The 26592-nt window shown below is 42.1% G+C and carries 25 protein-coding genes; 2 read left to right on the plus strand and 23 right to left on the minus strand.

The features are described 5' to 3' along the window. A partial coding sequence (locus BXO88_RS16730; protein ID WP_206099989.1) for a hypothetical protein occupies positions 1-335 on the plus strand: 335 nt, incomplete at its 5' end. Positions 336-474: 139 nt separating this feature from the next. On the opposite strand, the gene BXO88_RS12535 is transcribed toward BXO88_RS16730, so the two are convergent. The 10 genes from BXO88_RS12535 to BXO88_RS12580 form a co-directional block, all read right to left on the minus strand. Then, positions 475-1221 carry a hypothetical protein gene (locus BXO88_RS12535; RefSeq protein ID WP_139355589.1) on the minus strand — a complete coding sequence of 249 codons (747 nt, stop codon included), beginning with the start codon at positions 1219-1221 and terminating at the stop codon, positions 475-477. Positions 1222-1754: 533 nt separating this feature from the next. After that, on the minus strand, positions 1755-2234 hold the full coding sequence (locus BXO88_RS12540; RefSeq protein WP_078038071.1) for a DUF6672 family protein: 480 nt from the start codon (positions 2232-2234) through the stop codon (positions 1755-1757). Further along, a complete protein-coding gene (locus tag BXO88_RS12545) occupies positions 2227-3336 on the minus strand; it encodes an ABC transporter permease (RefSeq protein WP_078038072.1) in 1110 nt (369 codons plus the stop codon). The genes BXO88_RS12540 and BXO88_RS12545 overlap by 8 nt, the downstream gene beginning before the upstream one ends. After that, positions 3333-4397 (minus strand): ABC transporter permease subunit, encoded by a 1065-nt coding sequence (locus BXO88_RS12550; protein WP_078038135.1) that lies wholly within the window; start codon positions 4395-4397, stop codon positions 3333-3335. The genes BXO88_RS12545 and BXO88_RS12550 overlap by 4 nt, the downstream gene beginning before the upstream one ends. 26 nt (positions 4398-4423) lie before the next feature. After that, positions 4424-6010 carry a sugar ABC transporter ATP-binding protein gene (locus tag BXO88_RS12555; protein WP_078038073.1) on the minus strand — a complete coding sequence of 529 codons (1587 nt, stop codon included), beginning with the start codon at positions 6008-6010 and terminating at the stop codon, positions 4424-4426. Positions 6011-6181: 171 nt separating this feature from the next. Continuing rightward, positions 6182-7465 carry a DUF3798 domain-containing protein gene (locus BXO88_RS12560; protein ID WP_078038074.1) on the minus strand — a complete coding sequence of 428 codons (1284 nt, stop codon included), beginning with the start codon at positions 7463-7465 and terminating at the stop codon, positions 6182-6184. Positions 7466-7681: 216 nt separating this feature from the next. Then, the gene (locus tag BXO88_RS12565) at positions 7682-10177 is read right to left on the minus strand and encodes a bifunctional diguanylate cyclase/phosphodiesterase (RefSeq protein ID WP_078038075.1); all 2496 of its coding nucleotides are present in this window, start codon (positions 10175-10177) and stop codon (positions 7682-7684) included. Between the two features lie 357 nt (positions 10178-10534). Then, on the minus strand, positions 10535-10873 hold the full coding sequence (locus tag BXO88_RS12570; RefSeq protein ID WP_078038076.1) for a hypothetical protein: 339 nt from the start codon (positions 10871-10873) through the stop codon (positions 10535-10537). A gap of 277 nt (positions 10874-11150) precedes the next feature. Further along, positions 11151-12323: an iron-containing alcohol dehydrogenase gene (locus BXO88_RS12575; RefSeq protein ID WP_078038077.1), complete on the minus strand. Its 1173-nt coding sequence runs from the start codon at positions 12321-12323 to the stop codon at positions 11151-11153. 108 nt (positions 12324-12431) lie between these two features. After that, positions 12432-13187, minus strand: coding sequence for an alpha/beta hydrolase family protein (locus BXO88_RS12580; protein ID WP_078038078.1), 756 nt, complete (start codon positions 13185-13187; stop codon positions 12432-12434). Positions 13188-13465: 278 nt separating this feature from the next. Here BXO88_RS12580 and BXO88_RS12585 point away from each other — a divergent pair, with 278 nt between their 5' ends. After that, positions 13466-13849, plus strand: coding sequence for a hypothetical protein (locus BXO88_RS12585; RefSeq protein WP_078038079.1), 384 nt, complete (start codon positions 13466-13468; stop codon positions 13847-13849). A 195-nt stretch (positions 13850-14044) separates the two neighbouring features. Here the strand turns inward: BXO88_RS12585 and queF are convergent, their stop codons facing one another. From queF to BXO88_RS12650, 13 genes are all read right to left on the minus strand, one after another. Beyond that, the gene (queF, locus tag BXO88_RS12590) at positions 14045-14527 is read right to left on the minus strand and encodes a preQ(1) synthase (protein ID WP_044996653.1); all 483 of its coding nucleotides are present in this window, start codon (positions 14525-14527) and stop codon (positions 14045-14047) included. 147 nt (positions 14528-14674) lie between these two features. After that, positions 14675-15358 (minus strand): 7-cyano-7-deazaguanine synthase QueC, encoded by a 684-nt coding sequence (gene queC, locus BXO88_RS12595; RefSeq protein ID WP_078038080.1) that lies wholly within the window; start codon positions 15356-15358, stop codon positions 14675-14677. 132 nt (positions 15359-15490) lie between these two features. After that, on the minus strand, positions 15491-16066 hold the full coding sequence (gene folE / locus BXO88_RS12600; protein WP_206099992.1) for a GTP cyclohydrolase I: 576 nt from the start codon (positions 16064-16066) through the stop codon (positions 15491-15493). Beyond that, positions 16063-16716 carry a putative 7-carboxy-7-deazaguanine synthase QueE gene (queE, locus tag BXO88_RS12605; protein ID WP_078038082.1) on the minus strand — a complete coding sequence of 218 codons (654 nt, stop codon included), beginning with the start codon at positions 16714-16716 and terminating at the stop codon, positions 16063-16065. The genes folE and queE overlap by 4 nt, the downstream gene beginning before the upstream one ends. Before the next feature lie 63 nt (positions 16717-16779). Continuing rightward, positions 16780-17202 carry a 6-carboxytetrahydropterin synthase QueD gene (gene queD, locus BXO88_RS12610; protein ID WP_078038083.1) on the minus strand — a complete coding sequence of 141 codons (423 nt, stop codon included), beginning with the start codon at positions 17200-17202 and terminating at the stop codon, positions 16780-16782. Positions 17203-17520: 318 nt separating this feature from the next. Next, positions 17521-18453 (minus strand): carbohydrate kinase family protein, encoded by a 933-nt coding sequence (locus BXO88_RS12615; protein WP_078038084.1) that lies wholly within the window; start codon positions 18451-18453, stop codon positions 17521-17523. A 177-nt stretch (positions 18454-18630) separates the two neighbouring features. Further along, positions 18631-19446, minus strand: coding sequence for a hypothetical protein (locus BXO88_RS12620; RefSeq protein ID WP_078038085.1), 816 nt, complete (start codon positions 19444-19446; stop codon positions 18631-18633). A 58-nt stretch (positions 19447-19504) separates the two neighbouring features. Beyond that, positions 19505-20953 (minus strand): sensor histidine kinase, encoded by a 1449-nt coding sequence (locus BXO88_RS12625; protein WP_078038086.1) that lies wholly within the window; start codon positions 20951-20953, stop codon positions 19505-19507. Positions 20954-21034: 81 nt separating this feature from the next. Then, on the minus strand, positions 21035-21742 hold the full coding sequence (locus BXO88_RS12630; protein ID WP_078038087.1) for a response regulator transcription factor: 708 nt from the start codon (positions 21740-21742) through the stop codon (positions 21035-21037). A 24-nt stretch (positions 21743-21766) separates the two neighbouring features. Continuing rightward, positions 21767-23017, minus strand: a complete 1251-nt coding sequence (locus tag BXO88_RS12635; RefSeq protein WP_078038088.1) for an ABC transporter permease — start codon at positions 23015-23017, stop codon at positions 21767-21769. Continuing rightward, on the minus strand, positions 23007-23714 hold the full coding sequence (locus tag BXO88_RS12640) for an ABC transporter ATP-binding protein (protein ID WP_078038089.1): 708 nt from the start codon (positions 23712-23714) through the stop codon (positions 23007-23009). Before BXO88_RS12640 ends, BXO88_RS12635 begins: the two co-directional genes overlap by 11 nt. Then, positions 23707-25353: an HlyD family efflux transporter periplasmic adaptor subunit gene (locus tag BXO88_RS12645; protein WP_078038090.1), complete on the minus strand. Its 1647-nt coding sequence runs from the start codon at positions 25351-25353 to the stop codon at positions 23707-23709. Before BXO88_RS12645 ends, BXO88_RS12640 begins: the two co-directional genes overlap by 8 nt. Before the next feature lie 93 nt (positions 25354-25446). After that, positions 25447-26580, minus strand: a complete 1134-nt coding sequence (locus tag BXO88_RS12650) for an aldo/keto reductase (RefSeq protein ID WP_078038091.1) — start codon at positions 26578-26580, stop codon at positions 25447-25449. Positions 26581-26592 lie beyond the last annotated feature (12 nt).

Here is a 26592-nt window from a genome sequence, read left to right on the forward strand (position 1 = left end):
TTAAATTTAATCAATTAGCAATGGTGGGGTTACCCACTATAAATGACGAAAGGCCGAAAATTAAAACTCCGATAATTATTGACATCAGCAGGCCGAAACCGAATATACGGTCCGCCTCACACTTATCGAATTTACCGATGGCTGCCGAATACAGTATCGGTATGCCTAAAGAAAATATACTTCCTGAAAAAATCGCCATTAAAATCAAAGGTGAAACCAGTGTTACGGCCATAACAGAGTCTGAGCCGAGAAACAGACCTGAGATCAGAGTATCCGACATGAGCGACAAGGGTGTGAGCAGTATGTTGAATGTGCCGCTAATTAGCATGGAATAGTATTTTTTCACCATCAAAGTTTTCTGTTGATTTACATTTTTTTCGGGCATAATATATACCTCTTCTTAGTAGCTAACAATATTAAAAGACCTTTTTAAGGGTTTTTCGTGATATACCCAAAAAAAGGTCTTATATCGTATCACCTGTTTTTTCCTATTCTCGGGTGATTTTCATCCTCAGGAGAATATTCGCTCCAAATGCCCTCTGAGAAACTAAAACTGTATATAGAGAATCTTTCGAGAGCAGAACCGTAGTTTATAATATATGCCTCTTTGTCCTTCTTTAAATAATCCATATTGCCTATCAGTCCTGCTCCATTTATCAGATCAGCCGGATATGACAGTAATACGTAAATGATTCTGTTATTCTCAGAATCGACCAGTGCATATTCATATACATGGTCATACCCATCCGATGCAACATACGCCGGATAATTATACGTGTTTGTATCATATAGAATCTCGGTTGTATGATAATCGCTATCTTCTACATCAGTATCAAACACAGTACAGCTTATATGCGAAAGACGGTCTATTTCCTTTTCGAAATTTTCATCTGTATAAGTTGCTGTAAGGAAGATACTGCCATCGGTATCAAATAATCCGGTTTTTAGAGATGATTCGTAAGTTGCTGTAAGTGCATTGCCGATATCGTCAGGAAAAATGAAAAAGCCACTATCCAGATCGGAGCCATATTCATTGAGTAAATATTCTTTATCGTAGCTATTAATTCCTGCCTGCTTTTCATACGGCTTTACCATATCAAAGACGCCCAATCCTACTATAAATGTTGTTGCAATAATATATTTCAGGCTAAATACCAAAAGTACTAAACCTGACACCATCACAACAGTTGTAAAGCCTCTCTTCTTCATCAGTTTATTCATTATACTATTCGGATATAGCATAATTCTTACTAATGCTATATCAAGACCTTTCTTATTAATGATTGATAAACTGATTATAAAACCTAAACTGATTCAGAGTATATAACCGTGACCTTACAAAATATAAAGATATATGAACTAATTTTGTCTCTCAGTTATGCAGCCTTTTTTAATGTTTCGTCCGCGTACTTTGTGAGAAGCTCATTAAACCAAGTAAAGAAACAGTTGATAAAATTATAGGAACCGCCATGATGAGTTTTTTTAAATTGTTTTAGACTTCATTGTTGACCCCTTTCCAAAAATCTTCATCATTAAAATGTCGGCATGCTATTGTCAGGGTATAATCATTTCCTTTAATAAAATCATTTATTTCACGACCTCCGGGGATAATAAGAAATATGTGATTGTATACCGGATGTAGACATTGGCATAAAAAATCAACGAGACCTTTGAAGTATGTAATACCCAAAAGGTCTCGTTGATCATGAGATCCAAATAACCGGATTTATGTGTGATGTCTTAATGTTTCGAAATCATCCTTCGAAGTTCATCTGACCGTCTGTGTCGTCCGTAACAACTTCCTCTTCCTTCATCTCTTCTGCGGAAGGTACATAAACGAACTCTGAAAGGTATGCATTTTCGTCGAGTCCGGCTAAGAGAGCCGGGAGATTGATGATGATTCCGTCCATGTTATACGGAAGCTTCAAACCAACCTGAAGTCTTGCGGCATCTCCGCCCTTTTCCTTTGTGACAAGAAGCTGCATCTTGAAATTCTGGCCCATGGTATCTGCCATACCACGTTCGCCGGATTTAAGTTTTGCAACAGTCTTGTCTGCTACAATTACCTCGATCTTATAAGGAACACTTACCTCTGTTCCAACATTTTCAGGCATCTTATTATCAAAATATACTGTATGGCCACGTCCGATAATGAACATAGCAGCGGCGATCAGGAGAATGACAACGAAAGCTGCGATTCGATATATCAATCTTCTTTTCTTTGATTTATCCATTTGCTTCCTCCTGCTCCTGATCAAGTGCAAGTTGCATTCCGGCCTTGCTCTTGTTCTTTCTCTTGTTAGTTTCGTACATGATGAGCGCTACTGTGATGACAGCGTAGGATACAAATACTCGGAAATATTCACCGATCATAGAGTCGCCTGTGATGACAGTTCCTGCCTTAGGTGCAACGATAAACATTGTATGGAAAAGAATGATTCCGAGGAATACATTTCCGATAGAGGCTTTATCTACAGAGGCACCACCAACGAGAAGTGCTGCGATACAGAACATACCGATCTGTGAATGTGAACTGTAGGTAGCGATATTACCCATATTCTGAAGGTAAATGATCATACCGATTCCTGCGAATACTGTGGATAGAATCATTGAAATGATTCTTGTACGCTCAACATCGATACCTGCATCTCTGGATACATCCATATCCTGACCAACGGCTCTCATATCCTGACCGAGCTTTGTCTTTCTGAACCAGATGATAACGAGACAAAGCAGGAAAATAACTATAAATGTGGCAACCGGAATCTTTACGCCCATGATGTTAAGTGGGATAAGATTGTCAAGGTGCTGACGCATGGACAAAAGTGAAACCGTGTTTCTGATACCATATCCTCTCGGAAGCTTGATGGTGCTGTGAACAATTGGAATCACAGGACCCATCAGATAAAGCACAACAAGCTGATATATACCGTTGATAAAGAAGCTGATGATGTAGCTGGTGATCATCTCTCTACCTTTAGCCATATTGAGGACCTTTCCGCAGAAAAGACCAAGAAGGGTTGAGATAGGGATGGATACGATCATGGCAAGTATCATTCCCGGGATACCTACGATCTGCCAGTCACTGACGAGGATAAGACCGATCTCTCCGGCCATAGCTCCCAGTGTCATACTGAAGTTGAGTCCCATTCCTGCCATGATAGGTATCAGAAGGCTCAGGATGAGAAATGCATTTCTGCCTATTCTGGTAACGATCTCATTGATAAGATAATTTGGTGAAAGACCTGAAATCGGTGCACATATGAGGCATATGATAACAAACATGAGAGGAACCGAAAATCTTCTCAGGTAATCACCTATTGATTTGTTTTTCATCTTGTTCCCTCCGTCTTTCTTGTGAGTGCATAAAGAATCATACCGTTTGAAACGATGATTCGGATAACCTCACTCATATCGAGATGAATCATGTTGTTCATGACTGTCGGAGTCATGGTAACGATTCCCTGGAACAGAATTGTTCCAATAACAACATTCATGATTGAAGCCTTGTTAACAGTTGCGCCTCCGATAAGGATAGCTGAAACTGCAGGAAGCGCCATGTAGAACGGTGCCATGTAAAGCTGAACAAAACCGAAGCCCTGCTCATAAACGAGAATTCCGATAGCTGCGAGCCATGTAGACATTACTACAGAAATCATACGGATCTTGTCTACATTGATGCCGGCAGATCTCGCAAAATCAGGGTTTGAACCTACTGCTGTCATGGCTGTTCCTGTCTTTGTGTGAAGGAAAGCCCACATTCCAAAGGCGAGCAGTGCAAAGAATAAAAGTGCACCGGTCGGTATGGTCAGGTTGCCAATGTTTATCTGCAGAAAGCTTGCAAGTGCCTGTGTGTAGTAGCCCTCGAGGGAAATGGTTGTTCTCAGACCCTTTCCAGCCATACCCCAAACCATGTTAGGGCTGTGGTAAGGAAGGAGGAGCCACATCATACACATCATGGAAACTGATGAGAAACCTACATAGGTTGCGATCATCATCTCTCCACCCTTGATCTTATTCAGAAGCCATCCGTAAACAGAACCGAGAACAAGTGCAAAAGGCGTTGCGAGGAGTGCCGCCATAATAAATGAGACAGGTCCTTCGAAACCGAACTCAATGGATAAGGTAGCTCCCAAAAGACCTGAAATGATACCTAAAGGAAGACCGAAATTAAGTCCGCATCCGGAATGAATCATGGGTACCATCGCGAGTACCAGGATTCCGTTCCAGCTGAATCTGTTGATGATATTGGAAATCTGTGTTGGAAGATCCGCACCTACTATAGGTGAGAGCACAAGCAGTAATAAAAGGAAACCTGTGATGATAAGTCTTGGTAATCCGAATTCCTGAGCCTTGCTTTTGATCAGATCTTTTAATGTTAGTTTTTGTTCGTTCATTTCTAAATGCTCCTTTTGACCGGACATCAGCAATTCATAAGCATAAGCTCACCGAATTTCTCCAGCTTCTCTCCTGCAGGTAAGATACCTGAAACCTTTCCGCCGGAAACGATTGCTATACGATCACATGTCTGTCTGAGTTCTTCAAGCTCGGAGGATACCATGACGATGGTAACACCCTGCTCTTTATTTAACTTCTTAAGCGCATCAAGCACCAGAGCCTTCGCACCTACGTCGATACCTCTGGTAGGTTCACTTACAAATAAAAGTTTAGGATTGAGTGCAAATGCCTTTGCAAGACAGATCTTCTGCTGGTTTCCGCCGGAGAGCTCTCTTGCTTTCTGTTTGGTACTTGTACACTTGACCTTCAGTTCGTCGATGTATTTTGCAGTCACCTTCTTGATAGCTTCATCATCTCTCCACTTGATAAGTCCGCCAAAATACTTTTTCAGATACTTATCCTGAACCTGCATAGCAGGGAAGGAAACATTCCATTCCAGAGATTCATCAAGAAGTAAGCCTACATTACGTCTGTCTTCGGCAACGAATGCGAAGGAGGCATCGAGACATTTTCTCGGATCGTTAAGCGGAATATCCTGTCCGTCAAAGTTTATCTCTCCACCGGCATTGCAAAGCCCCATGATTCCTTTAGGAATTCCGAGTTTACCCTGTCCGGCAAGACCGCCTATTCCGAGGATCTCACCTTCTCTTACATCGAGGTTGACATTTCTGACTGTCTCTCCGGGCATATCTACCCAAAGCTTCTTTATAGAAAGGATGGTTCTCTTGTCTTTACCGATATCTTCTGTGACATAGCTTGAACCTGTATCTGCAACGTCTCTTCCTACCATCCAGCTGGTGATCTCCGGAATAGAGGTTTCAGAGGCAGGAGTTTCATTGACTACATAGCCGTCACGCATGGTGACAACTCTGTCACATACTGAAAGGATCTCGCCAAGTCTGTGAGTAATGAATATAACGGCGATTCCTCTCTTTGACATACCGCGTATCGAATCCAGAAGAGCTTCAGCTTCTTTTTCTGTAAGAACCGCAGTAGGCTCATCAAGGATAAGAATCTTAAGCTGCTTCTTTGAAAGTTCTCTTGCTATCTCGGTGAACTGTTTATGACCTACAGGCATGTCGTTGATGACCATGTCTTTATCTATATTTACGCCCATCTGCTGTATAGCTTCCTGAGCGATTCTATTCATTTCATTACGATCGAGAGTGTCGAGTCTGTCTGAAAACAGATCAGAAAGGATGCTTTTTTTCTTTGATTCTCTGTTAAGAAGGATGTTTTCTGTCGCTTTAAAACCCGGTATTAATGAAAATTCCTGATGTACCATGCCGATTCCGGCTGCAATGGCATCAAATGGAGATTGAAAAGATACTTTTTCGTTATTGATGAGGATATCTCCGCCGTATCCTCCTGTTTCCCTGATGACATCCGCGCCAAAAAGGATCTTCATCAAGGTTGATTTACCGGCACCGTTTTCTCCGCAAAGTCCGATGACCTCGCCCTCTCTCAGGGTGATGTTGATGTCACTGAGAACCTGATTGCCGTTGAAATCTTTTTTAATATTTCGCATTTCAAGCAGAGGCGCTTTTTCCATTGTAAAACCTTTCTCCCTTTTGGGAAGGTCAGTCCATTTAAATTCGCTATGCGAGGACTGACTCTGTATGACATGTCATATATACATGTCACTAGATTTAAAATGTGGGGAGATGATTTCTCCCCACACAGGTAAATCTTTTTTAGTAAGTGTATGTTGCCCTACACTGAATTACTTGGTAGTGAAGTACTTCTCAGGAACCTCAACAGAAGTTGATCCCATGAACTTTCCAGGATTACCCATGATATATGTATCCTGGTATACAAGGAATGTATTGTCAGACTTTACGCCTGTATCAACATTTGTGTACTGTGATCCGTTCCATGAAGCCTTTGGTGAAAACTCTTCGTAAGCCTTTGAGATATCATCGATATCTGTAAGCTCGCTCTTTCCATCGATAACATTCATAGCGTGCTGTGCAAGACCTGCTGAAACTGTGTAGCCATATGAGTAAGCCCATGTTCCGAATCTGCCTTCACCACCCTTTTCAACGATTGCGCTCTCAACCTTTGAAAGGATCTTCTCGAAATCACCTGCTTCCTCTGTGAGGTCAAGTCCAAGTGCTCCAGGATATCCCATAAGAGGTGAAGGAAGGTCTGCTTCGATGAAGTATCCGCCATTCTCAAGAAGACCTCTTAAAAGTGGCTCTGTGTGTGCATCGTTTGTACAGAAGTAAGCTGAATCCTTACCGTACTTCTCGATCCACTCAGGAACATGCTCTGCGATATATGCCTGTGCGCCAGGAACACCAACGTCTGTAGTTGGATCCGGTGCAGATTCCATAACAAATTCCATGCCGAACTCTTCGCAGGCTGCCTTCATGATAGCAACACGACGGCTCATGGTCTCATATGAAAGGTGACGTGGGAATGAAATATGTACGAATGTCTTACATCCGAGTTCATGAGCTGTGCGAATGATCAGATATCCACGAGCTACGAAATCGTTGTTACATACGAGGTCTGCAGCGCTTCCGATCTCAGGAAGATCCTCATGTGACTCACCTGCGATACAGATGATGTCAGGTCTTCTCTCCTTGATCTGACGGAAAGCCTCTGTTGTTCCCGGGATCGCCTGATTTACGATGATTGCCTTCATCTCAGGATCATCTGAAAGGTTAACGATGGTCTGAACTGTTGTCTCAAGCTCCTCAGTGAAGTTATCAGGGTATGTAGCAAGGATTACTCTGTCTTCACCTACCTTTGCCTGAAATGCTTCTGCACCACGTCTGTCATCCTCTGACTGGGAAACAGAACCTGTAACGATACCGATGTGATAATCACCAGCTGCATCGCTCTGAGCTGCCTCAGTCTCTTCTGTCTTCTGTTCTGCAGCTGCGGCTGTTGTGGCTTTCTCTTCAACTGTCTGAATAGTTGCACCACTTGAGCTGCCGCATCCGGCCAGAACACCGGAAAGCAGTACAGTTGCAGTTAAAATGCTAATAAATTTTCTCATACTTTCCTCCTTTAACAGTTTAAAGTTATAATGCATTTTTAAAATATAGCAGATAATTATATGAAAATAAATAGATTCTTTATAATTTGATAATATTTTTTTATATAAGCCATAATATGTTATTCTTTTAAGCTTTAAGTAGTCATGTGTTAGATATTTATATTTAAAAAGAAACATAAAAAAAGACATGAAATCTGATAGATCTCATGTCTTAGATCATATAGCTCTGTACCTGATCGCTTCATCCGGTTTGAGAGGTTTTGAAAAGTAGTATCCCTGTATGGTATCCGCCTTGAATTCGGCAAGTTTTAAATATTGCCACTCGTGCTCTACGCCTTCTATGGTGATGGTCTTTCCCATATCATGAACAAGCTGAATGACATCCTTTATAAAGGCTTCCTTACCCGCACAGAGATAAGTATCCACCAAAGATTTGTCCAGCTTGACGTCATCGACGGGTACATAGGTCAGATAAGCCAGAGATGAATAACCTGTTCCGAAATCATCTAGAAGAAGTTTGATATTCATCCTTCTGAACTTATCGAAGAGCTCTGTGGTTCTTGAAGATTCTTCCAAAAGAAGTGTTTCCGTGATCTCTATCTGTACGTATTTCGGATCAACCTTATACTGATACAGCAGTGACTGAAGATAATCGCAATATCCGAGATCATGTATCTGTCTGCTCGAAAAGTTTATGGAAACAGGATGTATTTCTATGCCCTGGGATTTCCATTTGTATATCTGCTCGACCACGAGTCTGGTTATCAGTCGTCCAAGCTTGATGGTCCACCCGCTCTTTTCGATCACCGGAATAAATGCTCCGGGACCGTAAGGATAATCTCTGAGTCTTATCAGTGCCTCATAGCCTATAACCTCCTTTGTGGAGGCAGAAACCTTCGGCTGGTACATGAGATAGAAGCCATCTGAATCAAAGGCTTCAAGGAAGGCTGCTTTAATAGTAGACTCGATGATGAGCTTGTTCTTCATATCTTCTGCATATACGAAGACCATATTTTTGCCTCTTGCTTTGGCTTCATACATGGCGATCTCAGCATTGATGATATGCTGCTCAGGAGTTGTTTCGCGGTCTGAATTGGATATACCGATACTTGCAGATAACATGACATTGACATTGTCTGCACCGAAAGGCTTGTTAAACAAGGTAACGATCCCCTTAACGATCAGTGATGAACTATCCAGCCTTTTGTTTTTGAAAAGCATAAGGAATTCATCTCCGCCGTATCGACCGAGGATCATATTGTTTTTTTCTGCATATCTTTTGAGTGTATCGGATATATCTACAAGGATCTTATCTCCGATCTGATGACCATAGTTTTCGTTAATGTCTTTGAAACCATCGATATCGATCATCAGTACAGAATATATCTGCTCATTTTTGAGGTTGTTGCTCAGATATTCCACTATGGATCTTCTGTTCAGAAGATCCAGAAGTTCATCATGGTTAGCCTGATAGACAAGCTTATTCTGGGAATTCAGGAGCTGTTCCTTTGATGATCGAAGTATCCTTACCTGTCTTTTTTCATTTTTAAGAGCCAGAAATGCCGAGATAATGAAGGATACCAATGATACCGCCATAAAGAACACGACCGGAAGCATATTCTTGTAAAGCTCGTAGAAGGTAACAGGCTTACCGTAAAATACAGTATCTGAAGGAAGCTGTTTTGTCGATATCCCGTATTTCTTCATGAGAGGATAGTTGAATTCTGTTATACCCGGAGTGTATAAAGAAAGATCATATTTTGAAATGTCTGATTTTTTATTTATGACATCAGACATTATGTGTGCAGCATCTCTCGCCTGGGTATAAAAATCCATATATGTACCGCCCAGGACGCCGGAATCTCTTCCTTCGGCATAATTTCTGAATATAGGTACATCTGTGTTGTTCACGATAACACTTGTAGAATCATACAATGAATGTACATTACCTTGACAGTCATTGTAACAGGTCATGTAGAATAAAAGCGTATCTGAAGGAAGGACCCTGAGGGTTTCGATGAGTTCACGCTTGGTCAACAAAGATGTATCTATATCATCAAAGGAATATTCGCTATATTCGTTTTTTAATGCATAGAACTGGTTTATATCAGACTTGCCTGCTGCTGAATCATCGTGAATCGAAACAAGATTTTTATGATCCGGAAACAGCTTTATGGCAGTCATAAAGGTCTGATCCAGGAAGTTGTTTTCATAGAATCCGGTTATGTATGGATTTGTCTCAGCTTTATGAGCAAGTCCAAGATCGTTTACACCAAAAAAAACCATAGGTAAACCATCAAATAAATCTTCTTGATGGTCTATGGCGAAAATCAAAGCGTCATCATCACCGAGTAAGATGCCTTCGAAACCTTTACTGTTCTTTTCGTATCGCTGCCTAAAGAAATGATAGAATTCCTTTAAATCATCTTCTGACCGAAATTTCTTTGTGTCCATGTACACAACATCGAATTCGATACCATTTGAGTAAAGCTCGTCTTCCAAGCCCTCGATCTGATATTTATATGTGAAATACATCGGATCGTATGAACACAGAAACAGTACTTTATGGTCGGCTTGATGTGGTTTGTCGATACGATAAGAATCTTTTTCGTATAATTGATATGCAAGCATAATAAGAGTGATCATGAAACATACTATTCCAATGAGAAAAAACACTCCTCTTGCTATGCGCAGAAAACCTCTTTTTTTCATACAATCAGCCGTTTGTGCTATAAAAATTTTAAATAATGCAATTCATTATACTATAGACGATAGAAGCTTTGAATGTATATTTTGAAATACAATAAGCCTGAGATTTAAGACATCATAAGTCTATCAGGAATAAAAAAAAGCACCTTCAAACATCTATACCATGCATAGGCAGGAAAGCCCGGACAATTTGCATGACTCTAGACTCCCTCCCTCTACATCATAATAAACGACATTTGTAGTGCATTATATTAGTAGTATTTAGTGACTTAATGAAGCTCTTCGTGACAAAATGCAGGTCTATACATGCTTCACGAAGAGAAAAAGATCATTATAAAGTCTTTAGAAACGGACATTATATTATGCAATATCAAGCGGCATGATACTGTTTATGACCATATCATAGATACCTGACACAAGATTCTTTTCATATCTGCAGCTTACATTAGTTCTTCTGGAACTGATAGCGATAAACACATCTCCGTTAGCATCAAGAAAAGGATAAAAACGGCAAATTTCATAACCTGTTGAATGAGAGTTTATGTTATAAGCACAAAAAGATTCTATGGCTCTTGGATCAGGCTGAACTGACCAGTGTCCCTTTATGCTTTTACTTATATTGTTAGCTATCTCCATAAGAGTAACTCTAAGTTCTTCCATTCCTATCCCATCGTTCTTCTGTAAATCTTCCAGTTTCATTGTAAATCCACCTTTCGTATGGGAGCATTAGCCCACTCTTAGTATTCAACCCACAAAAACTTCACCATTCTAGCATATATCAATATCGAAATGTGTCCTTTTTTTTATCCAAACGCTGATTTTTTATCTTTCGCGTGTAGAAAATCAAGATATTTGCAAAAATCCTGCCGTTAACGAGACTTAAGTCGATTGAACAATACAAATAGAATTAGCTGAGACAAAAAAAGAGGGGAAATATTTCCCCTCTGATGCAGTAGGAAGATCAAAAATCTTCCTATTATAATGCTGCTTTGTAGATCTTCTCCACATCCTTAGCTGAAAGCGGACGGATCCTTGATAACTTAACTGTATCCTGCATTGTTGCATCCAGTGCGAGCTCTGTGATATCGCTATCTGATGGATCTACATTCATCTCTCTGATCCTTACAGGCATACCTATGCTCTTGAAGAACTCTTCTGTTCTGTCAATGCCTAAAACCGCTGCCTTTTCATCATCAGCTTCATCTATCTTCCAAACGTTTCTTGCATATCTCGCAAATCTCGGAAGAGCTCCCTTATAGAGTTCCCTTGCCCATGATGCCCATACAGCCGCTAGAGATGCTCCGTGAGTTACATCATACTTGGCTGATAATGCATGGCCGATTTTGTGAACTGAGAAATCCTTTCCTCTTCCGCACTCTGTAAGATTGTTATGTGAAAGGCTGGATGCCCAGAATATCTCACACATAGCGTCATAATCTGCAGGATCCTTGAGAACCTGCTCTCCGTTCTTTATAACTGTACGGAGGAGACCCTCAGCTATCTCATCAGTCATATCTGCCTTTATGTCCGGAATAAAATATCTTTCCATGGTGTGCATCATGATATCAGTCACACCTGCAGCGATCTGATTCTTAGGAAGTGTTGCGGCAAGAGCCGGATTCATGATAGCAAATCTGCATCTGTTCATATCTGTATTGATTCCGGCTTTCTTTCCTATAGCTTCGTTCGTAAGGACGGCTGAATCACTCATCTCACTTCCTGCAGCTGCGATGGTGAGAACTGTACCTACAGGAAGAGACTTAGTGAGCTCCACCTTTCTTGTCCAGATGTCCCAGAGCTTTTTATCCGGATTCGCTGCTCCATGGGCTATGGCCTTCGATGTGTCGATGGCACTTCCTCCTCCCACGGCAATGATCATGTCCGCACCTAACTCAACTGCTTCCCTGACACCTTCCTCTGCATGTGCAAGTGTAGGATTTGGCTTGGCACCACCGAAATCCTTGTACTGTACGCCAGCCTTATCTAATGAAGCTTTTACTCTGTCCAAAAGTCCGCTTTTTACAACGCTTCCCTTTCCATATACGAGTAATGCCTTTGATCCGTACTTCTTTGCTGTATCTCCGGTCTTATCCTCCGCATCCTTACCGAAGACTACCTCTGTTGGTGTGAAATACCTGAAATCATTCATAGTGTCCCTTCTCCTTCTTTAATTATGAAATAAGTATCCTCACTCTTAGCCTTGCCTGATTAAAAGTATAACACATTGTGCCAAATTTAATCACATCATTTTTTTATTTTACGGTTCAAAAAATTCCTGAATCTTCTGAATTGCAAAGTCCATGTACTTTGGATTAGAGAAAGGATGATCGGCATTTTCAACTTTGATAAGCTCGATGACATTGTTCTCAGAGAATTCCTCTGCCACTTCGATAGGAGCCATCTCATCCTTTGTGCCATGTATCATGATGATGTCGTCTGCATAATCCATGTAATCGTAGGTGCTGACATCATTAACCTTCAGACTCTCTAAGAATTCCAGAGAGATCTTTATCTTTCTGTCATAGCCACGAAGGATCTCCTTACCTTTATTCAGGTTGTTCCAGTCATCTTCTGTTACGTGAGCCGCCATGGAATCATACATCTTTATGGCAGGACAGCGGAATGCGATCTTCCTGAATGGATTTTCATGGTCATGAAGATAACAGAGTGTTACATATGCACCGAAGCTTGAGGAATAGTTATAAACAGCTTCTGCTCCCATTTCTTCCTTAATATGTTTGATGACCAGATCCATATATGTCAGGCACTCATCAAGGATAAGCTTGTTTCGGGCGTCCTTTCCATGGCAAGGCCAGTCGAAGCATACCACACCGAAGCCTTTATACTTGGTGGTTATTCTTTCCGCGAATTTTTCTATGGCTTTATTGTCTTTATTTCCTCCAAATCCGTATGTGGCGAGGACAATGTGGTTTAAATTGTGTATGTCTTTTTCAAAATATACCTTACATCTGATGCTGAAACCCTGTTCGTTTATGTCGAAATACTTTTCCATTAGCCTGCCTTTCCTGTTGTCAACTATGATATAAGAGCATCACAAATTGTTTTATGCTCGTATTTCATTACCTTTTGAGCGAAGATTATAGCATAAATCCTATAGGAGTGCTAAACTTAAATTCGTGCGACATAGAGTGTTTTATTAACTTATGATACTAAAGCTTTCATAAGTGTGATCAATACATCATCATATGTACACTGAACACTGGCAAAGGTGACTTCATCCTCCATAGTATTTTTTAAGGGGATGATTTTACTAATCAAGGAGGTAATATTATGGCAGACGAGATGTCAAAGGATTTTGATGCGGTAAAGGAGCTTGAACTTTGTGTACTTCATGTAGGTATCAATGCAGACGGCGAGGAAGATGCATTACGCATCGCTGATGAATTCCACACACTGATGGCTTTCATTCCGAGAGTTGGAAACAGTTCGATCTTTGCTTCAGATCTTATCGAGATTATGAAGAAGGACGGTCCGGGAGAGAAGGGACATATCGCTATCGGTGCTCACGATGTAGCCAAGGCGGCTGAATTTTTCGAAAAGAGAGGTATGGGCTTAAAGAAGGAAACTGCTCAGTACAACGAAGACGGTTCTCTTAAGTTTATCTATCTTGATAAGATGATCGCAGGCTTCGCTATCCACCTTAAGCAGTATTGATCATCCAGATAAATCAGATATTTCAGGATTCAATTTCTACTACAAATAAGGAACTTTAAAAGCACTCATCAGTAGATCTGAAAGGATCTCTGAATGAGTGCTTTTTTTAATATATTCCGCGGTCCATATGACCGTTTCTTAAAGATTTATAAAATGCTGTAGTTCGATCCGCTTCCGATCCCTCTATTTTATCGGTTATCTATTATCTATCTTTTCAGGATACATGTCGTGCTGAGTCAGTCTGTCCCATGCGACTTTCTCCCAAGCTGTGCCTTTCTTTCCGTAGTTGCAGTAAGGATCGATGGAAAGACCGCCTCTCGGAAGGAACTTTCCCCATACCTCGATGTATTTAGGATCCATCAGTCTGATAAGGTCCTTCATGATCACATTAACAACATCCTCATGGAAATCTCCGTGGTTTCTGAAGGAGAACAGATAAAGCTTCAGGCTCTTGCTCTCTACCATCTTTTTATCCGGAACGTAGGAAATATAGATGGTTGCAAAATCAGGCTGTCCGGTAATAGGACATAGTGATGTGAATTCAGGACAGTTGAACTTTACGAAATAATCATTCTCGGGATGCTTGTTGTTGAAGCTCTCAAGAACAGACGGGTCATACTCGTATTTATATTTTACCTGCTGATTTCCAAGCAGTGTCAGATCTTCGTTTTCTCTCATTTTTTCTCCTTTTCTCCGATATACTGCTGTATACCTGGTCAGATGTATATCGTATCAATCATGAAACAGTATGGGTGTTATACACTAGAAAAGCCTGTACGTATATTTGATATACCTGACAATTCAGATTCTTACTGTTACAGAATCTTATTTCAATGCAGGATCCTCTACTCCGTTTGCTGCAAATGCTGCCGCCCTGTCGATACATGTTCCGCATTTTCCGCATGGCTTTTCACCGCCTTCGTAGCAGGACCATGTAAGCTCGTAAGGCACCTTAAGATCGAGTCCCATCTTTACGATATTTGATTTGTTCACCTTTACAAAGGGTGCCTCGATCTTTAACTGATGTCCGGATCCCTCCCAGATTGCCTCGTTCATAGCATTGACAAAAGCATCGGAGCAGTCAGGATATGCAAAACCTGCAGCATCGTCGGCATGGGCCCCGTAATAGATAAGGCTGCAGCCCTTGCTGAGGGCAATGCTGGCTGCGGAAGAAAGGAACAGACCGTTTCTGAAAGGAACATATGTGCTTACGGGAACTTCTCCCTTTGTCTCCTTTATCTGCTCAGCATAGGAGATCTCCGGAATCGCTTCATCTGACTGCTTAAGAAGTGAACAGTCACTGTACTGAAAGATCTTACTGAGATCAAGATACAGATGCTCAACGCCGTAATGCTTTGCCACGGCCTCAGCAGCACCTATCTCTTTGTCGTGCTTCTGACCGTACATAACTGAAAGGGCGATGACATTTTCCTTACCATATTTATCAACTGCTATACCGAGAGCGGTCGTGGAGTCAACTCCTCCGCTCAAAAGAACCATTACCTGCATTTTTTCCTCCCCGTTTTCAGGCGTTTTTTCTGCCTGAATATATGACTTAATGATGTGGAATCCTATTGGAACTCCAATATTCGGTTTAATATATCAACAAGAAATGAACCAAATGAATCATGGATTCTATCCTTATCTAAGATACAGCTGCAGGCTCGGATCAGTCTTGAAGCTGCCCCGGAGTTCAGCCGTAAATGTCCTGGTGTTCTGCTTCTTGATGCCCCTTGCAGTCACGCAGCTGTGACATCCTTCGATAGTCACGGCAACATCCTCGCTTCCGGTTATCTCAGTCATGATATCTGCGATGTCTCTGCCGATCTTTTCCTGAAGCTGCAGACGTCTTCCCACCATGTCACAGACTCTTGCCACCTTAGAAAGCCCGATGACTTTTCCCTTTGGTACGTAGGCAACATTGACCTTCATGTCGTACATAAGGGCGAGGTGATGCTCACAGTAGGAGAAAATGTCGATGTCCTTCATGACCACAACGCTTTGGGAATCAGCATTGGCATCCAGACCATCTTCAAAGGTCTTGTCGAACATCTCGGCTATTTCATGATTAGAGTAATTCATGCCCGCAAAAACTTCTTCATACATTTCGGCAACCCGCTTTGGAGTTTCCAGAAGACCCTCTCTGTCAGGGTCATCTCCCAGGGCAATGAGAATTCCACGGATATGCTCTTCAATTGCTTTTTTATCTATCATCAGACACCTCTTTTGTCCGGATCCCAGATGACCTTGTGCATCTGTATCTGTAATCTGACATCATTCATTTTGTGTTCTATCATGTAATCCACTATGTCCTTTGGCTCAATGCTTCCGAACACAGGACTTATGTAAACATGGCAGCGTTCCGTAAGCCCGTACTTTTCGATGAGACATCTCGCACGCTCGAGGTCCTCTATGCTGCCGGATACAAACTTTACAGTATCCTGAGGATCGAGAAGCTCAAAATTCTCAAGAAGCATGCCATCTTCACAGTTACTGCCAGGAAGCTTGTAGTCCATGGTGAATAAAGGACGTCTGCCTCCCGTAAATGGTCTCAGGTCTACGCTTCCGTTTGTCTCGATCTCTACAGAAAGCCCGTTTTCCAGAAGAAGCTGTATGAGCTCATGAGCTCCCTTCTGAAGCAGGGGTTCTCCACCTGTCAGAGTAACATTCTTAACGCCTGTTTCCAGGATATATGTCAATATTTCTTCCTGAGACATCTCTGTGTACAGGCAGTTTCCTTCATTCGCCCACATGGTGTCGCAGTAGCTGCATCTCAGATTACAGCCTTTAAAACGTATAAATACAGCAAGCTCACCGGCTCTTGTGCCTTCGCCGTTAATGCTTACAAATTTTTCCACTACTTTCATTTCTTTTCCTCTAAATCATCTCAGTTCTGTCAGGATATTTCACTGAGAACACTGCCGGTAAATTTATTCCATTTCAAAGCTCGCGCAGTTGTTCGGAGTCTCGTAGACATCAACTCTGTGAACATTAAAACCTTTATCCCTTAGACTTGTGAAAAAGAACCGGGAAAAATTCTCTGCAGTAGGGCGGAAAGGAACTTCATTTAACCTGAAGTTCTCTTCTTCAAGTGCCTTTATGGTAGTTTCTTTCAGAGATCCGCTTTCATATATGAGACTGTGATCAAAGAAATCGCAGGCATCCTTAACCGCTCTTTTGAGATCGGAAAAGTCTATGAGCATGCCTCTTGTCTGAGTCTCTTCACTCAGACTTTCCCCTTTTATCTCAACAACAACTCTCCATCTGTGTCCATGAATGTTTCTGCACTTGCCTTCATAATCCTTCAGGAAATGAGCGGCATCGAAACTTGATTCTGATTTCAAAAAATACATGTAAATTACTCCAACAAAAAAAGCTCTGCAAAAGCAGAGCTACAAATCACATAGATATGATGCCATGACCAGAATGATCGTTTCAGCATCCGGTATCAAAAAGAAGTATGTCTTCTTTAATGTATGTAGTCCTGGTTTTGTTTAGTGACAGGAAGGTACAAATGAACTGTCATCGGTGATAGCCGTAATCATGACTTCCACCATATATTTAAATGCCGAATCATAGTATCACCAAAACATGATACATGCAATACTATTTTATGACGACGAGTATCAGAATCCGATATCGAGAGCTTCAATACTCACAATTATATCCAATTATCTGTCTGCTTCGATACCGAATTCCTGAGGCATGAATCTCGGACAGACATTGTCAGTAGTTGAGATAACGGAGTTTGCAAGTCTGGTACCGATCTGGCATGCCTCTCCGAGAGACTTTCCGTAAGTGAGACCGATGGCAACGCCTGAGAAGAAGGCATCACCTGCACCTGTGGTATCTATAACTCCTACAGGGATGCTTGGGCAGAAGCCGGGCTCTCCGTCCATCGAAGCGTAAACTGCTCCTTTTGATCCCATGGTAACTACCATACGAGGATACTTAGCGGATTTTACCTGTCTGTCCAGAATGTGCATGAACTCTTCAGGTGTCATGCTGCAATAGTCGTCTGAAAAAAGCATACCTGCTTCCTGCTCATTACAAACTATCACTCCTGTACGCTTGAGAAGATCACGTCTCTGCATGGCGATAGACATGTTGGAAACAACGGCATAAACCTCTTTATGATACTTTTCAGCAAGCTCGAATATCTGCTTAAGGATAGATGAATCCATATCTATTTCCACAACAACGCTGTCAGCATTGCCGATGAGCTCATCACCCTGCTCCTTCAGTATATTGGAGATCTCACTGAGGTCAGGTCTTCTGGAAATAGATGCGATGACATCGCCCTCGTTTGAGAAAATGGCGAGCCATGTTCCGAGACCGCCTTCAACTCTGCGGATATATTTGGTATTTATCTTATGACGGATGAGCTTGTTGACAACATCTGTACTGGTTCCGCTGTTGTCTACTATACTTACAAATGTAGGCTTAAGCTCAACATTGGCGATATCCTCAGCAACGTTACGGCATACACCGCCGTGAACCTCCATCACTGTACCGGCATTTCTTCCGTTTGGAACGTATACCTCCAAAGGATAGCCCTTGATATCTACGAATGTTGCTCCTATTACTACTATTCCGTTTGTCATGCTCTGCGCCCTCTGTTTTCTGTAAAATGTTTATGAATTATACAACCATGTCAGGCCTCAGACAAGATGCTGTAACTTAAAACCTTGTATTTTTCTGAGTTTTTTAGAGATATTTTACAAGGATTTTATAGAGAATCGTAGGCTTTGTGTTGATTCAGCAGCTATCCGAATACGCCGTCAGCCATTCACAGCATGTGACAGCTTACCTGATGCTTCAAAATAGTAGTTCTGTCCGTCCAGATATAGATATCCTGTTCTCATGGTTCCATCAGAATTAAGATAGTACTTATCGCCGGTTGCCGGATCTGTAAACCATCCGGTATCCATCATGCCATTTGTGAAGTGATACCAGTCGCCATCCTTGAGCTTGAGCCAGCCGTTGTTAAGGGACGGAATGGATGCCATAGTGGACGCTTCGGCAGCATTGTAGCCCGGCTTCGTATGAGCGTAGGCTGCGGCAGTGACGGGATCCGTCTTTTGAATGAGATCCATCTTTTCTATAGAATATTTTCCGAACACAGTCTTCGGATGCTCGCCGATGTACTTATCTTCTATTTTATGCAGTTTGCCAATGTCTATGTATGCAGCATCTGAGACCTGAGTATCATTTTCCTTAAGCCCTGTGACTGTGAAGATGTAATTCCCTGCACCTTCCGACACAACAAGCTTTGTGAAATCATAGTAATCCTTGTTGGTCACAGTAACAGCACCTCCAACCCTGTTTTCAACAGAAACAGAATTTTTGTAAAGCTGTAGCTTGTATCGCTGATCATCCTCAGACTGATCCCAGTACGCCATCATCACGTCATCGTCTGTGTCCCATTGAAGAGATGAAAAGCTGTAATCCTTCAGGTCGGAAGATGCGGCGTAGACTGCAATGGTCCCTGACTTTATCACGGCAGTAAAACACATAAAAGCCACAAGGATCATACCGAAAATTTTAGCCTTCAGAATCAGTTTTGATTTATAAGTATTTCTGTTTTCCAATCTCATATAATTCTCCTATTATCAAAGGCTGCTTTTTCTAAGCCTTCATCATGAGGTTTATTTATCATCCTTCCACAGGAAGCAGTATCTCATATTCTGTACTGTGATCTGTTTCCGATCTTTCTCGCAGATGTATGAAACCGCCGTGAGCCTCTATTATCTTCTTTGAAATCGCCAGGCCGAGACCGGAGCCATTTCCTGATTTCCTCGACTCATCTCCGGTAACGAAGGGATCGAAGATATTCTTTCTCACATCATCGGATATTCCGACACCGTCATCTCCGAAGAGGATCCTTATCATAGGTGATGCTTTCTGTATTTCAGCAGTTTTGTTTATGTTATTCCTGTGGGAATACAGGTTGTACTGACTGCTCAATATAAGAGAATCCGATTTTTCAAGCTCGACATAGATCGTAGTTCCCTTAGGATTATGTCTGATGGTGTTATTGATGAGATTTTCAAATACCCTCTTAAGCTCAAGCTGGTCAAAAACCGCATATATGCTTTTATCCGGGATGTTGACTTCGAGCTCAAAGCCTGCGATATCCAGCTCATCATATCGATTTGCGATATATTCCCTCAGATATTCACAGAGATCACCTCTGGTCTTTTTCAGTACAAAGTCAGGATGTTCCAAACGACTGTATTCATGAAATGTATTGATAAGCTCCGAAAGCACCTGGGACTTTTTGAATATAGTTTCCACGTAAGTCAGCTCCTTCTGCGGAGAGATAGTGCCGTCGAGAATAGCATTGGCATAACCCTGAATAACGGTGACTGGAGTCTTCAGGTCGTGAGAGATGCCCGCAAGCATGCGCTGACGTCCCTCTTCCAGTCGTCTTCTCTCCTCATCACTCTTTCTGAGGGCTTCTGCCATGTCATTGTAGGACCCGCATATTTCTTCAAGTTCCTTCGGACCGGTATAGCTGATGGGCTCGAGCTTGTCCTCTTTCACCTTGAAGTTTTCCATGGCATTTTTCAGGAGATTCAGTGGACGGAGAACGGATTTGTTTATTCTGAAAACGAAGAAAAGCATGAGAAGTATCTCACCTACTACCAGAAATCCTGCAGTCACCGTATCTATTCTGGTTTTGATTTCCTTGTATTTTCTGAACATGGACACATAGTTAGAGTCGTCCTGGGATTCATTGATGTATTCCCTGAATTTATCGAGACTTAAATCGGAATTTGAATAAAGGATCTCACCGTTTTCATCCAGAATCGTCATGTACTTTATGGATGAGTCAGGATAGCCATCTTCATTATCCGTATATCTGTACTCTATCATGAGAGTATTTTTTCTGCCGTCTTCTGTTACGAAATCCTCTTCGTAGGCATAATGGTCGTAATAAGCATTAGTCAGATACTTTTCATCAAGTTTCTGAGTCGCAAAGTAATTTCCGAAATAAAGGCAAAGTAGCAGCAGGATGGTGCCTGAGATAAAGCCGAGATACCCCCTCATGATGAGGAAATACAGGCTTCCCCGTTTATTGTTAAGTGCAAATGCTTTCATTGTTTTCTCCAGTGTCTCCTCATTTATTTTTTGGAGTATGACACGTTTATGAATATTTAAGTCCGAAGGATACTTTCAGACTTACTTTTTCTCGAGCTTATAACCTAGTCCTCTTATGGTCTTGAGATATTCAGGCATCTTCGGATCACGCTCGATCTTCTCGCGAAGATTTGAAATGTGTACCATGATGGTATTTTCATCATTTTCCACGTAGTCTCCGCTGGCATGCTGATATATCTGTATCTTCGTGAAAACCTTTCCCGGGTTCTGCATGAGAAGACTGAGGATCTTAAATTCCATAGGTGTGAGTGATATGTCTTTCTCTCCCTTTTTCAGAGACATGCTGTTGGTGTCCAGAGTAAGCTCACCGACATGCAGCTGTCCATCGTCCTCTGGTGTTTTATCATTAAGATGATAATATCTCCGGAGATTCGATCTCACCCTCGCCACCACTTCAAGCGGATTGAAGGGTTTCGAGATGTAATCGTCAGCACCTAGATCAAGTCCCAGTATCTTATCGCTGTCTTCGGTCTTTGCAGAAATGATTATGACAGGAAGATTGTGATGTTCCCTGACCTTACGGATAAGCTGATACCCGTTCATTTCCGGCATCATGATGTCCATTATCACCAGATCTATATTCTGTTCTTTTTCGAGACATTCCCACGCGAGAAGTCCGTTTTCAGCTGTCAGAACGTCGTAACCGGCATTTTCCAGATATAATTCAAGAAGATCGATGATATCTTTGTCGTCTTCTGCGATAAGTATTCTGTAGTTGTTCTCTTTCATACTGTTTCTCCCTGGTGTGTCATATCATTCGTATCTAAGCGCTTCTATAGGATTCATTTTCGCCGCCTTGTTTGCCGGATAATATCCGAAGAAAAGACCAAAGGCCATAGAAAAGAGCACACAGGCAAGGATTCCTGCAACAGATGCGGTTCCCTGATATCCCATTACCTTCGTTGCAGCCATACCGAACAGAAGCCCGGTAATTATACCAATGATACCTCCGAGAAGGCATATGACCATTGCTTCGATGATAAACTGAAGGCGAATGTCATTGTTGGTGGCGCCAAGAGCCTTACGGGTTCCTATTTCTCTGGTCCTTTCAGTGATGGAAACTATCATGATATTCATAACACCGATTCCACCTACCAGTAAAGCTATGGCACCTATAGCCATGAAGGCATTTTTCTGAGTGCTCAGCATGGAATTCATCTGCTTCAGCTGAGCCTTCATACTGTAAGCATAGCTTTCATAGGCATCATTGTCTTCGTAATATTTTGTATTTATATAATTCTGAACCTCAAAGCAGAGTGTATCGGGATCGGTTCCTTCGCCTGCCTTCAGGGAAAACTCATCATAGAGATCGCCTTTCTCCACCTGCATCTTAGCCACTGCAAACGGGATATAGACATTGGTAGATATATCGTTTTGTGAGAAACCGGCGGACATTCCGCTGTCAATGTACTGATAGACTCCAACTATAGTGTAGGTGTAATATTTATTGTCTACAAGCACCTCTATCTCGCTTCCCAAAGCTGCCTTTTCGTCTCCTCCGAAGATCTTTTCTACGTATTTATCCGACACCAGCGCGATTTTTGATAATGTCTCTTCGTCTTTTTCGGTTATACTTCTTCCCTTCAGCATCGAAAGATTTTCCGACTTTAATGCTGTGGGATTCAGACCTTTAAGCTGTATGTTCGCATAGCTTTTTCCCTTTTCTATACGGGAAGAGCCTATATCCTTTGAGAGAGCTATACCTGAGATCCTGTTTCCGAAGGTCTGTTTAAGATCATCAAGCATCTCATCGGTAAAATAATCTTTGGTTTTCATTTCTCTGGATGTAGATTCATCATAGCCCTTCTGCATGATGAACACCTCGATTTTATCTGCTCCCATGCTGCCCATGGAATTCATGACAGAGCTGTTCATGGCATCGCTCACTGTCATGATGGCAATCATTGCGGCTATACCGATGATGATTCCAAGCATGGTTAGAAAGGTTCGTATCTTGTTCGCCATGAGCCCTGTGAGGCAGAGTTTAATGTTTTCAACCAGCATATCTGAGTCCGGCCCTTTCTGTTATGATATGTCCGTCTTTCAATGTCACTACCCTTTCGGTCTCCTCTGCAAGCTCATTAGAGTGAGTTATGAGGACTATGGTGATTCCGTTTTCCTTATGAAGCTTATGAAAAAGATCCATGACTATGCGTCCTGTGGCGGAATCAAGTGCACCCGTAGGCTCATCGGCAAGTATCATGGAAGGATGATTCACCAGAGACCTTGCGATGGCAACACGCTGCTTTTGTCCGCCTGAAAGTTCATCTGGTGTGTGGTGCATTCTTTCCTTCATGCCGACAAGCTCCAGAAGCATTTCCGCCCGCTCCCTGCGTTCCCTTTCGGGAACTCTCGCATAAAGCATGGGAAGCTCCACGTTTTTTATGGCACTTGTTCTCGGAATAAGGTTGTAGGTCTGAAATACAAAACCTATCTCACGATTCCTTATGTGACTCAGTTCATCATCTGTGGACTTACTGACATCAATGCTGTTAAGAGTATAGGCACCTGAAGTAGGTCTGTCCAAGAGTCCAAGTATATTCATAAAGGTTGATTTTCCGGAGCCACTGGAGCCAACGATGGAAACAAATTCACCCTTATGAACATCCAGATCGATTCCATGAAGTATTTCCAGCTCGTTTTCGGTCCCCACATTATAGCTTTTTCTGATGTCCCTCGCACTCATTATGATATCATTCAAAGAAAGCACCTCCCTCTGAAGTTAGAGCTCCTCCGAAGTCAGATGAGCCTGTCCCTACAACTGTATCACCTTCCTTAAGTTCATCTGATCTTACCTCGATATAGTAGTCGGTCTTCAGACCTGTCTCAACCTTGACCATTCTGCTGCATCCGTCATCATTTTTCACGGTTACAACATTTTCACCGGATTCATCAGTAGTTATATATGAGGAAGGTACCGCCAGAACATCCTTTGCTTCGTTTTCAATTATCTTTATCTTTGCAGTCATTCCTATACGAAGTCTGTCGCTCGGATCCTGTATGGTGACCTCTATCGGATAGTTATTGGAGGTGGATTTTGTTGTGGAGGTGGAATCCTTCGATGTATTTGTGATTCCCGGTATCGGTGAAACAAAGGTGACTTCTCCTGTCATTTCTGTATCTCCGGTTGTTTTCGTGCTTATGGAAGCCTTCATATTTTTAGCGATATCGCTTATGTCATACTGGTCAGCCTCGGCACTTGCCTTAAAGCCCGATGTATTCTGAACAACAGCTATCACATCTCCCTTGTAAAGTTCACCGACGGAGACATTGAGATTTGTCACTATACCGTCGATTGGGGAGATGATAACAGCCTCGTTGATCTGATCCCTGATCTTTTCTACATCATTCTGCGCATTTTTTTCATTGTAATCTGCATTTCGCTTTGCCATCTCAATGTTGGACTGACCATCCTGAATGGTCTTCCGGTTGTTTGCATTGGTCTCATTCAGGCTGAGCTGGGATTTCTGGAGACTCTGTTTGCAGCTTTCAATGCTTTCCTTTGCAGTCTCAAGCTTACTCTCAGCTTCCTTTCTTTTGGACTGCGTCTCTGAAAGCTTTGTCTTCAGCTCACTTATATGAGTCTGCCTGTCGCTTTGAGAATTTGTGATCTGATCTATGTCCAGCTGCAGTTTTGTAGTACTGCTGTCTCCGGCATCATCCCCGTCACCCTCTCCATTCTGCATTCTGGTGAGCTTTCGCTGCTTATTCCTGAGAACAGCCTGCTCTGAATCATATATATCCTGGCAGCTGTCAATCTCTGTCTGAAGTGTGGTCTCCTCAAGTATGTACTTCTGGATATCCTGCTGGGCATTGAGAAGATCTGTTTCACTGGTATGCAGCTTTTCTGTGGTTGTGTTAATGTCTACAGCAGCCTGCGCATTCTGAGTGTTCATGGAATTCTGAGCATTTGCAAGTGAACGTCCCGCCTCATCTATATCCATCTTGTTTTTCTCTACTGTATTATCAAGTGCAGCTTTCGCAAGCTCCAGCTGCTTTTCAAGCTTTTCTGTACTGAGGACTGCGATAACGTCCCCCTTTTTGACTGTGTCTCCGACCTTGACATTGACAGCCTTTACCTCAGCATCGCTGATGGTTGAGCTTAAGCTTTTGCTTTCGGAACTGATTATGGTTCCGTTTAAAGTGATGCTTTTCTGGAGATCCATTTTCTCAACCATAGCTGTTTCTTCCACAGGTTCTGCTATGGCAGCAGAGGCACTTATCTTATGATGAACTATTCCACCGACGGTTATCACAACAGCAGTTGCGGCAGCAGCTATGACCCTTATTTTTCCGGTTGGACGGAACCTGCTTTTGGAATCTGATTTATTTATAAACATTTAAAGCCTCCATGACTGAACATTTTCGATGTTCACATCATAGAGGCTCAACCTTTATTGTCTGCTAAAGTAATCTAAAGATTTCTTTAGATTTTACGCATCTTTTTCAAATTCTGCGGCTACATCCTTAAGAAGCTTTCTTATAGGAAGATGCTGAGGACAGACTCTTTCACAGCCGCCGCAGGAAATACAGTCGCTGGCCTTACCGTGATCAGCCGTAAGCACATCCTCATAGTAGTAATCCTCATTCCAGCTGTGGAATATCTGCTTCTTGTTCATACAGGAGAACATGTCAGAAATAAGTATGTCCTTAGGACAATGATTCTCTTCAACACAGTACCTGCAGCCTGTACATGGTATGGTATTGAGCTTTGCATAGATCTCCTTCACCTTCCTTACTGCATCGAATTCTGATTCAGTGAAAGGCTTGAACTCCTTCATGGTACTGATGTTGTCCTCCATCTGTTCCATGTTGCTCATACCTGAAAGCACCATCTCCATGCCGTCGAAGCTCGCTGCAAATCTGACGGCATAGCTTGCATTGGAACCGTTCTTCATACTCTTTAAAAGCTCCGATGCTTCATCAGGAAGATTTACCAGATGGCCGCCCTTAACCGGTTCCATCACAAGAAGCGGTTTGTTATGCTTTCTTGCCACTTCATAGACCTTCTTTGACTGTACTGAGTCATCTTCATAGTCAATATAGTTGAACTGTATCTGAACTATCTCGATATCAGGATACTCTGTAAGTATCTGATCAAGAACCGCAGCCTTATCATGGAAGGACAGACCCACATGCCTGATCTTTCCCTCCTTCTTTAATTCAAATGCGGTTTCATAGGCGCGGCATGCCTTGAAATGCTTGAAATTGTTGGCATTCTGAGAATGCATGAGGTAGAAATCGAAGTAGTCCACTCCGCAGGCTTCAAGCTGACTGGCAAAGAAGGGACGGATGTCTGCTTCTGTTTTGAAGTACTGTCCTGTAAGCTTGTCTGTCAAAAGAAACTCTTCTCTTTTATGTCTCTTTGTGAGACATTCCTTAATCGCCAGCTCTGACAGTCCGTTTATGTATCCATGGGCTGTATCGAAATAATTAAAGCCGTTTTCAAGGAACAGATCCACCATCCTTTTGACCTGCTCTGTATCCACATTATCGCCATTCATAGGAAGACGCATCATACCAAATCCCAGATGCTTCTTCATTTCAGGAAATATACGATTCTCCATTTTCCCCTGACC

The organism is Oribacterium sp. C9 (genome assembly GCF_002007235.1).
Classification (GTDB): domain Bacteria; phylum Bacillota; class Clostridia; order Lachnospirales; family Lachnospiraceae; genus Oribacterium.

Excerpts from the sequence above, each read along its gene's own strand:
- BXO88_RS12535 (WP_139355589.1), bottom strand. The coding sequence starts at position 1,221 with ATGAATAAACTGATGAAGAAGAGAGGCTTTACAACTGTTGTGATGGTG.
- BXO88_RS12540 (WP_078038071.1), bottom strand. The coding sequence starts at position 2,234 with ATGGATAAATCAAAGAAAAGAAGATTGATATATCGAATCGCAGCTTTC.
- BXO88_RS12545 (WP_078038072.1), bottom strand. The coding sequence starts at position 3,336 with ATGAAAAACAAATCAATAGGTGATTACCTGAGAAGATTTTCGGTTCCT.
- BXO88_RS12550 (WP_078038135.1), bottom strand. The coding sequence starts at position 4,397 with ATGAACGAACAAAAACTAACATTAAAAGATCTGATCAAAAGCAAGGCT.
- BXO88_RS12555 (WP_078038073.1), bottom strand. The coding sequence starts at position 6,010 with ATGGAAAAAGCGCCTCTGCTTGAAATGCGAAATATTAAAAAAGATTTC.
- BXO88_RS12560 (WP_078038074.1), bottom strand. The coding sequence starts at position 7,465 with ATGAGAAAATTTATTAGCATTTTAACTGCAACTGTACTGCTTTCCGGT.
- BXO88_RS12565 (WP_078038075.1), bottom strand. The coding sequence starts at position 10,177 with ATGAAAAAAAGAGGTTTTCTGCGCATAGCAAGAGGAGTGTTTTTTCTC.
- BXO88_RS12570 (WP_078038076.1), bottom strand. The coding sequence starts at position 10,873 with ATGAAACTGGAAGATTTACAGAAGAACGATGGGATAGGAATGGAAGAA.
- BXO88_RS12575 (WP_078038077.1), bottom strand. The coding sequence starts at position 12,323 with ATGAATGATTTCAGGTATTTCACACCAACAGAGGTAGTCTTCGGTAAG.
- BXO88_RS12580 (WP_078038078.1), bottom strand. The coding sequence starts at position 13,187 with ATGGAAAAGTATTTCGACATAAACGAACAGGGTTTCAGCATCAGATGT.
- BXO88_RS12585 (WP_078038079.1), top strand. The coding sequence starts at position 13,466 with ATGGCAGACGAGATGTCAAAGGATTTTGATGCGGTAAAGGAGCTTGAA.
- queF (WP_044996653.1), bottom strand. The coding sequence starts at position 14,527 with ATGAGAGAAAACGAAGATCTGACACTGCTTGGAAATCAGCAGGTAAAA.
- queC (WP_078038080.1), bottom strand. The coding sequence starts at position 15,358 with ATGCAGGTAATGGTTCTTTTGAGCGGAGGAGTTGACTCCACGACCGCT.
- queE (WP_078038082.1), bottom strand. The coding sequence starts at position 16,716 with ATGAAAGTAGTGGAAAAATTTGTAAGCATTAACGGCGAAGGCACAAGA.
- queD (WP_078038083.1), bottom strand. The coding sequence starts at position 17,202 with ATGTATTTTTTGAAATCAGAATCAAGTTTCGATGCCGCTCATTTCCTG.
- BXO88_RS12615 (WP_078038084.1), bottom strand. The coding sequence starts at position 18,453 with ATGACAAACGGAATAGTAGTAATAGGAGCAACATTCGTAGATATCAAG.
- BXO88_RS12620 (WP_078038085.1), bottom strand. The coding sequence starts at position 19,446 with ATGAGATTGGAAAACAGAAATACTTATAAATCAAAACTGATTCTGAAG.
- BXO88_RS12625 (WP_078038086.1), bottom strand. The coding sequence starts at position 20,953 with ATGAAAGCATTTGCACTTAACAATAAACGGGGAAGCCTGTATTTCCTC.
- BXO88_RS12630 (WP_078038087.1), bottom strand. The coding sequence starts at position 21,742 with ATGAAAGAGAACAACTACAGAATACTTATCGCAGAAGACGACAAAGAT.
- BXO88_RS12635 (WP_078038088.1), bottom strand. The coding sequence starts at position 23,017 with ATGCTGGTTGAAAACATTAAACTCTGCCTCACAGGGCTCATGGCGAAC.
- BXO88_RS12645 (WP_078038090.1), bottom strand. The coding sequence starts at position 25,353 with ATGTTTATAAATAAATCAGATTCCAAAAGCAGGTTCCGTCCAACCGGA.
- BXO88_RS12650 (WP_078038091.1), bottom strand. The coding sequence starts at position 26,580 with ATGGAGAATCGTATATTTCCTGAAATGAAGAAGCATCTGGGATTTGGT.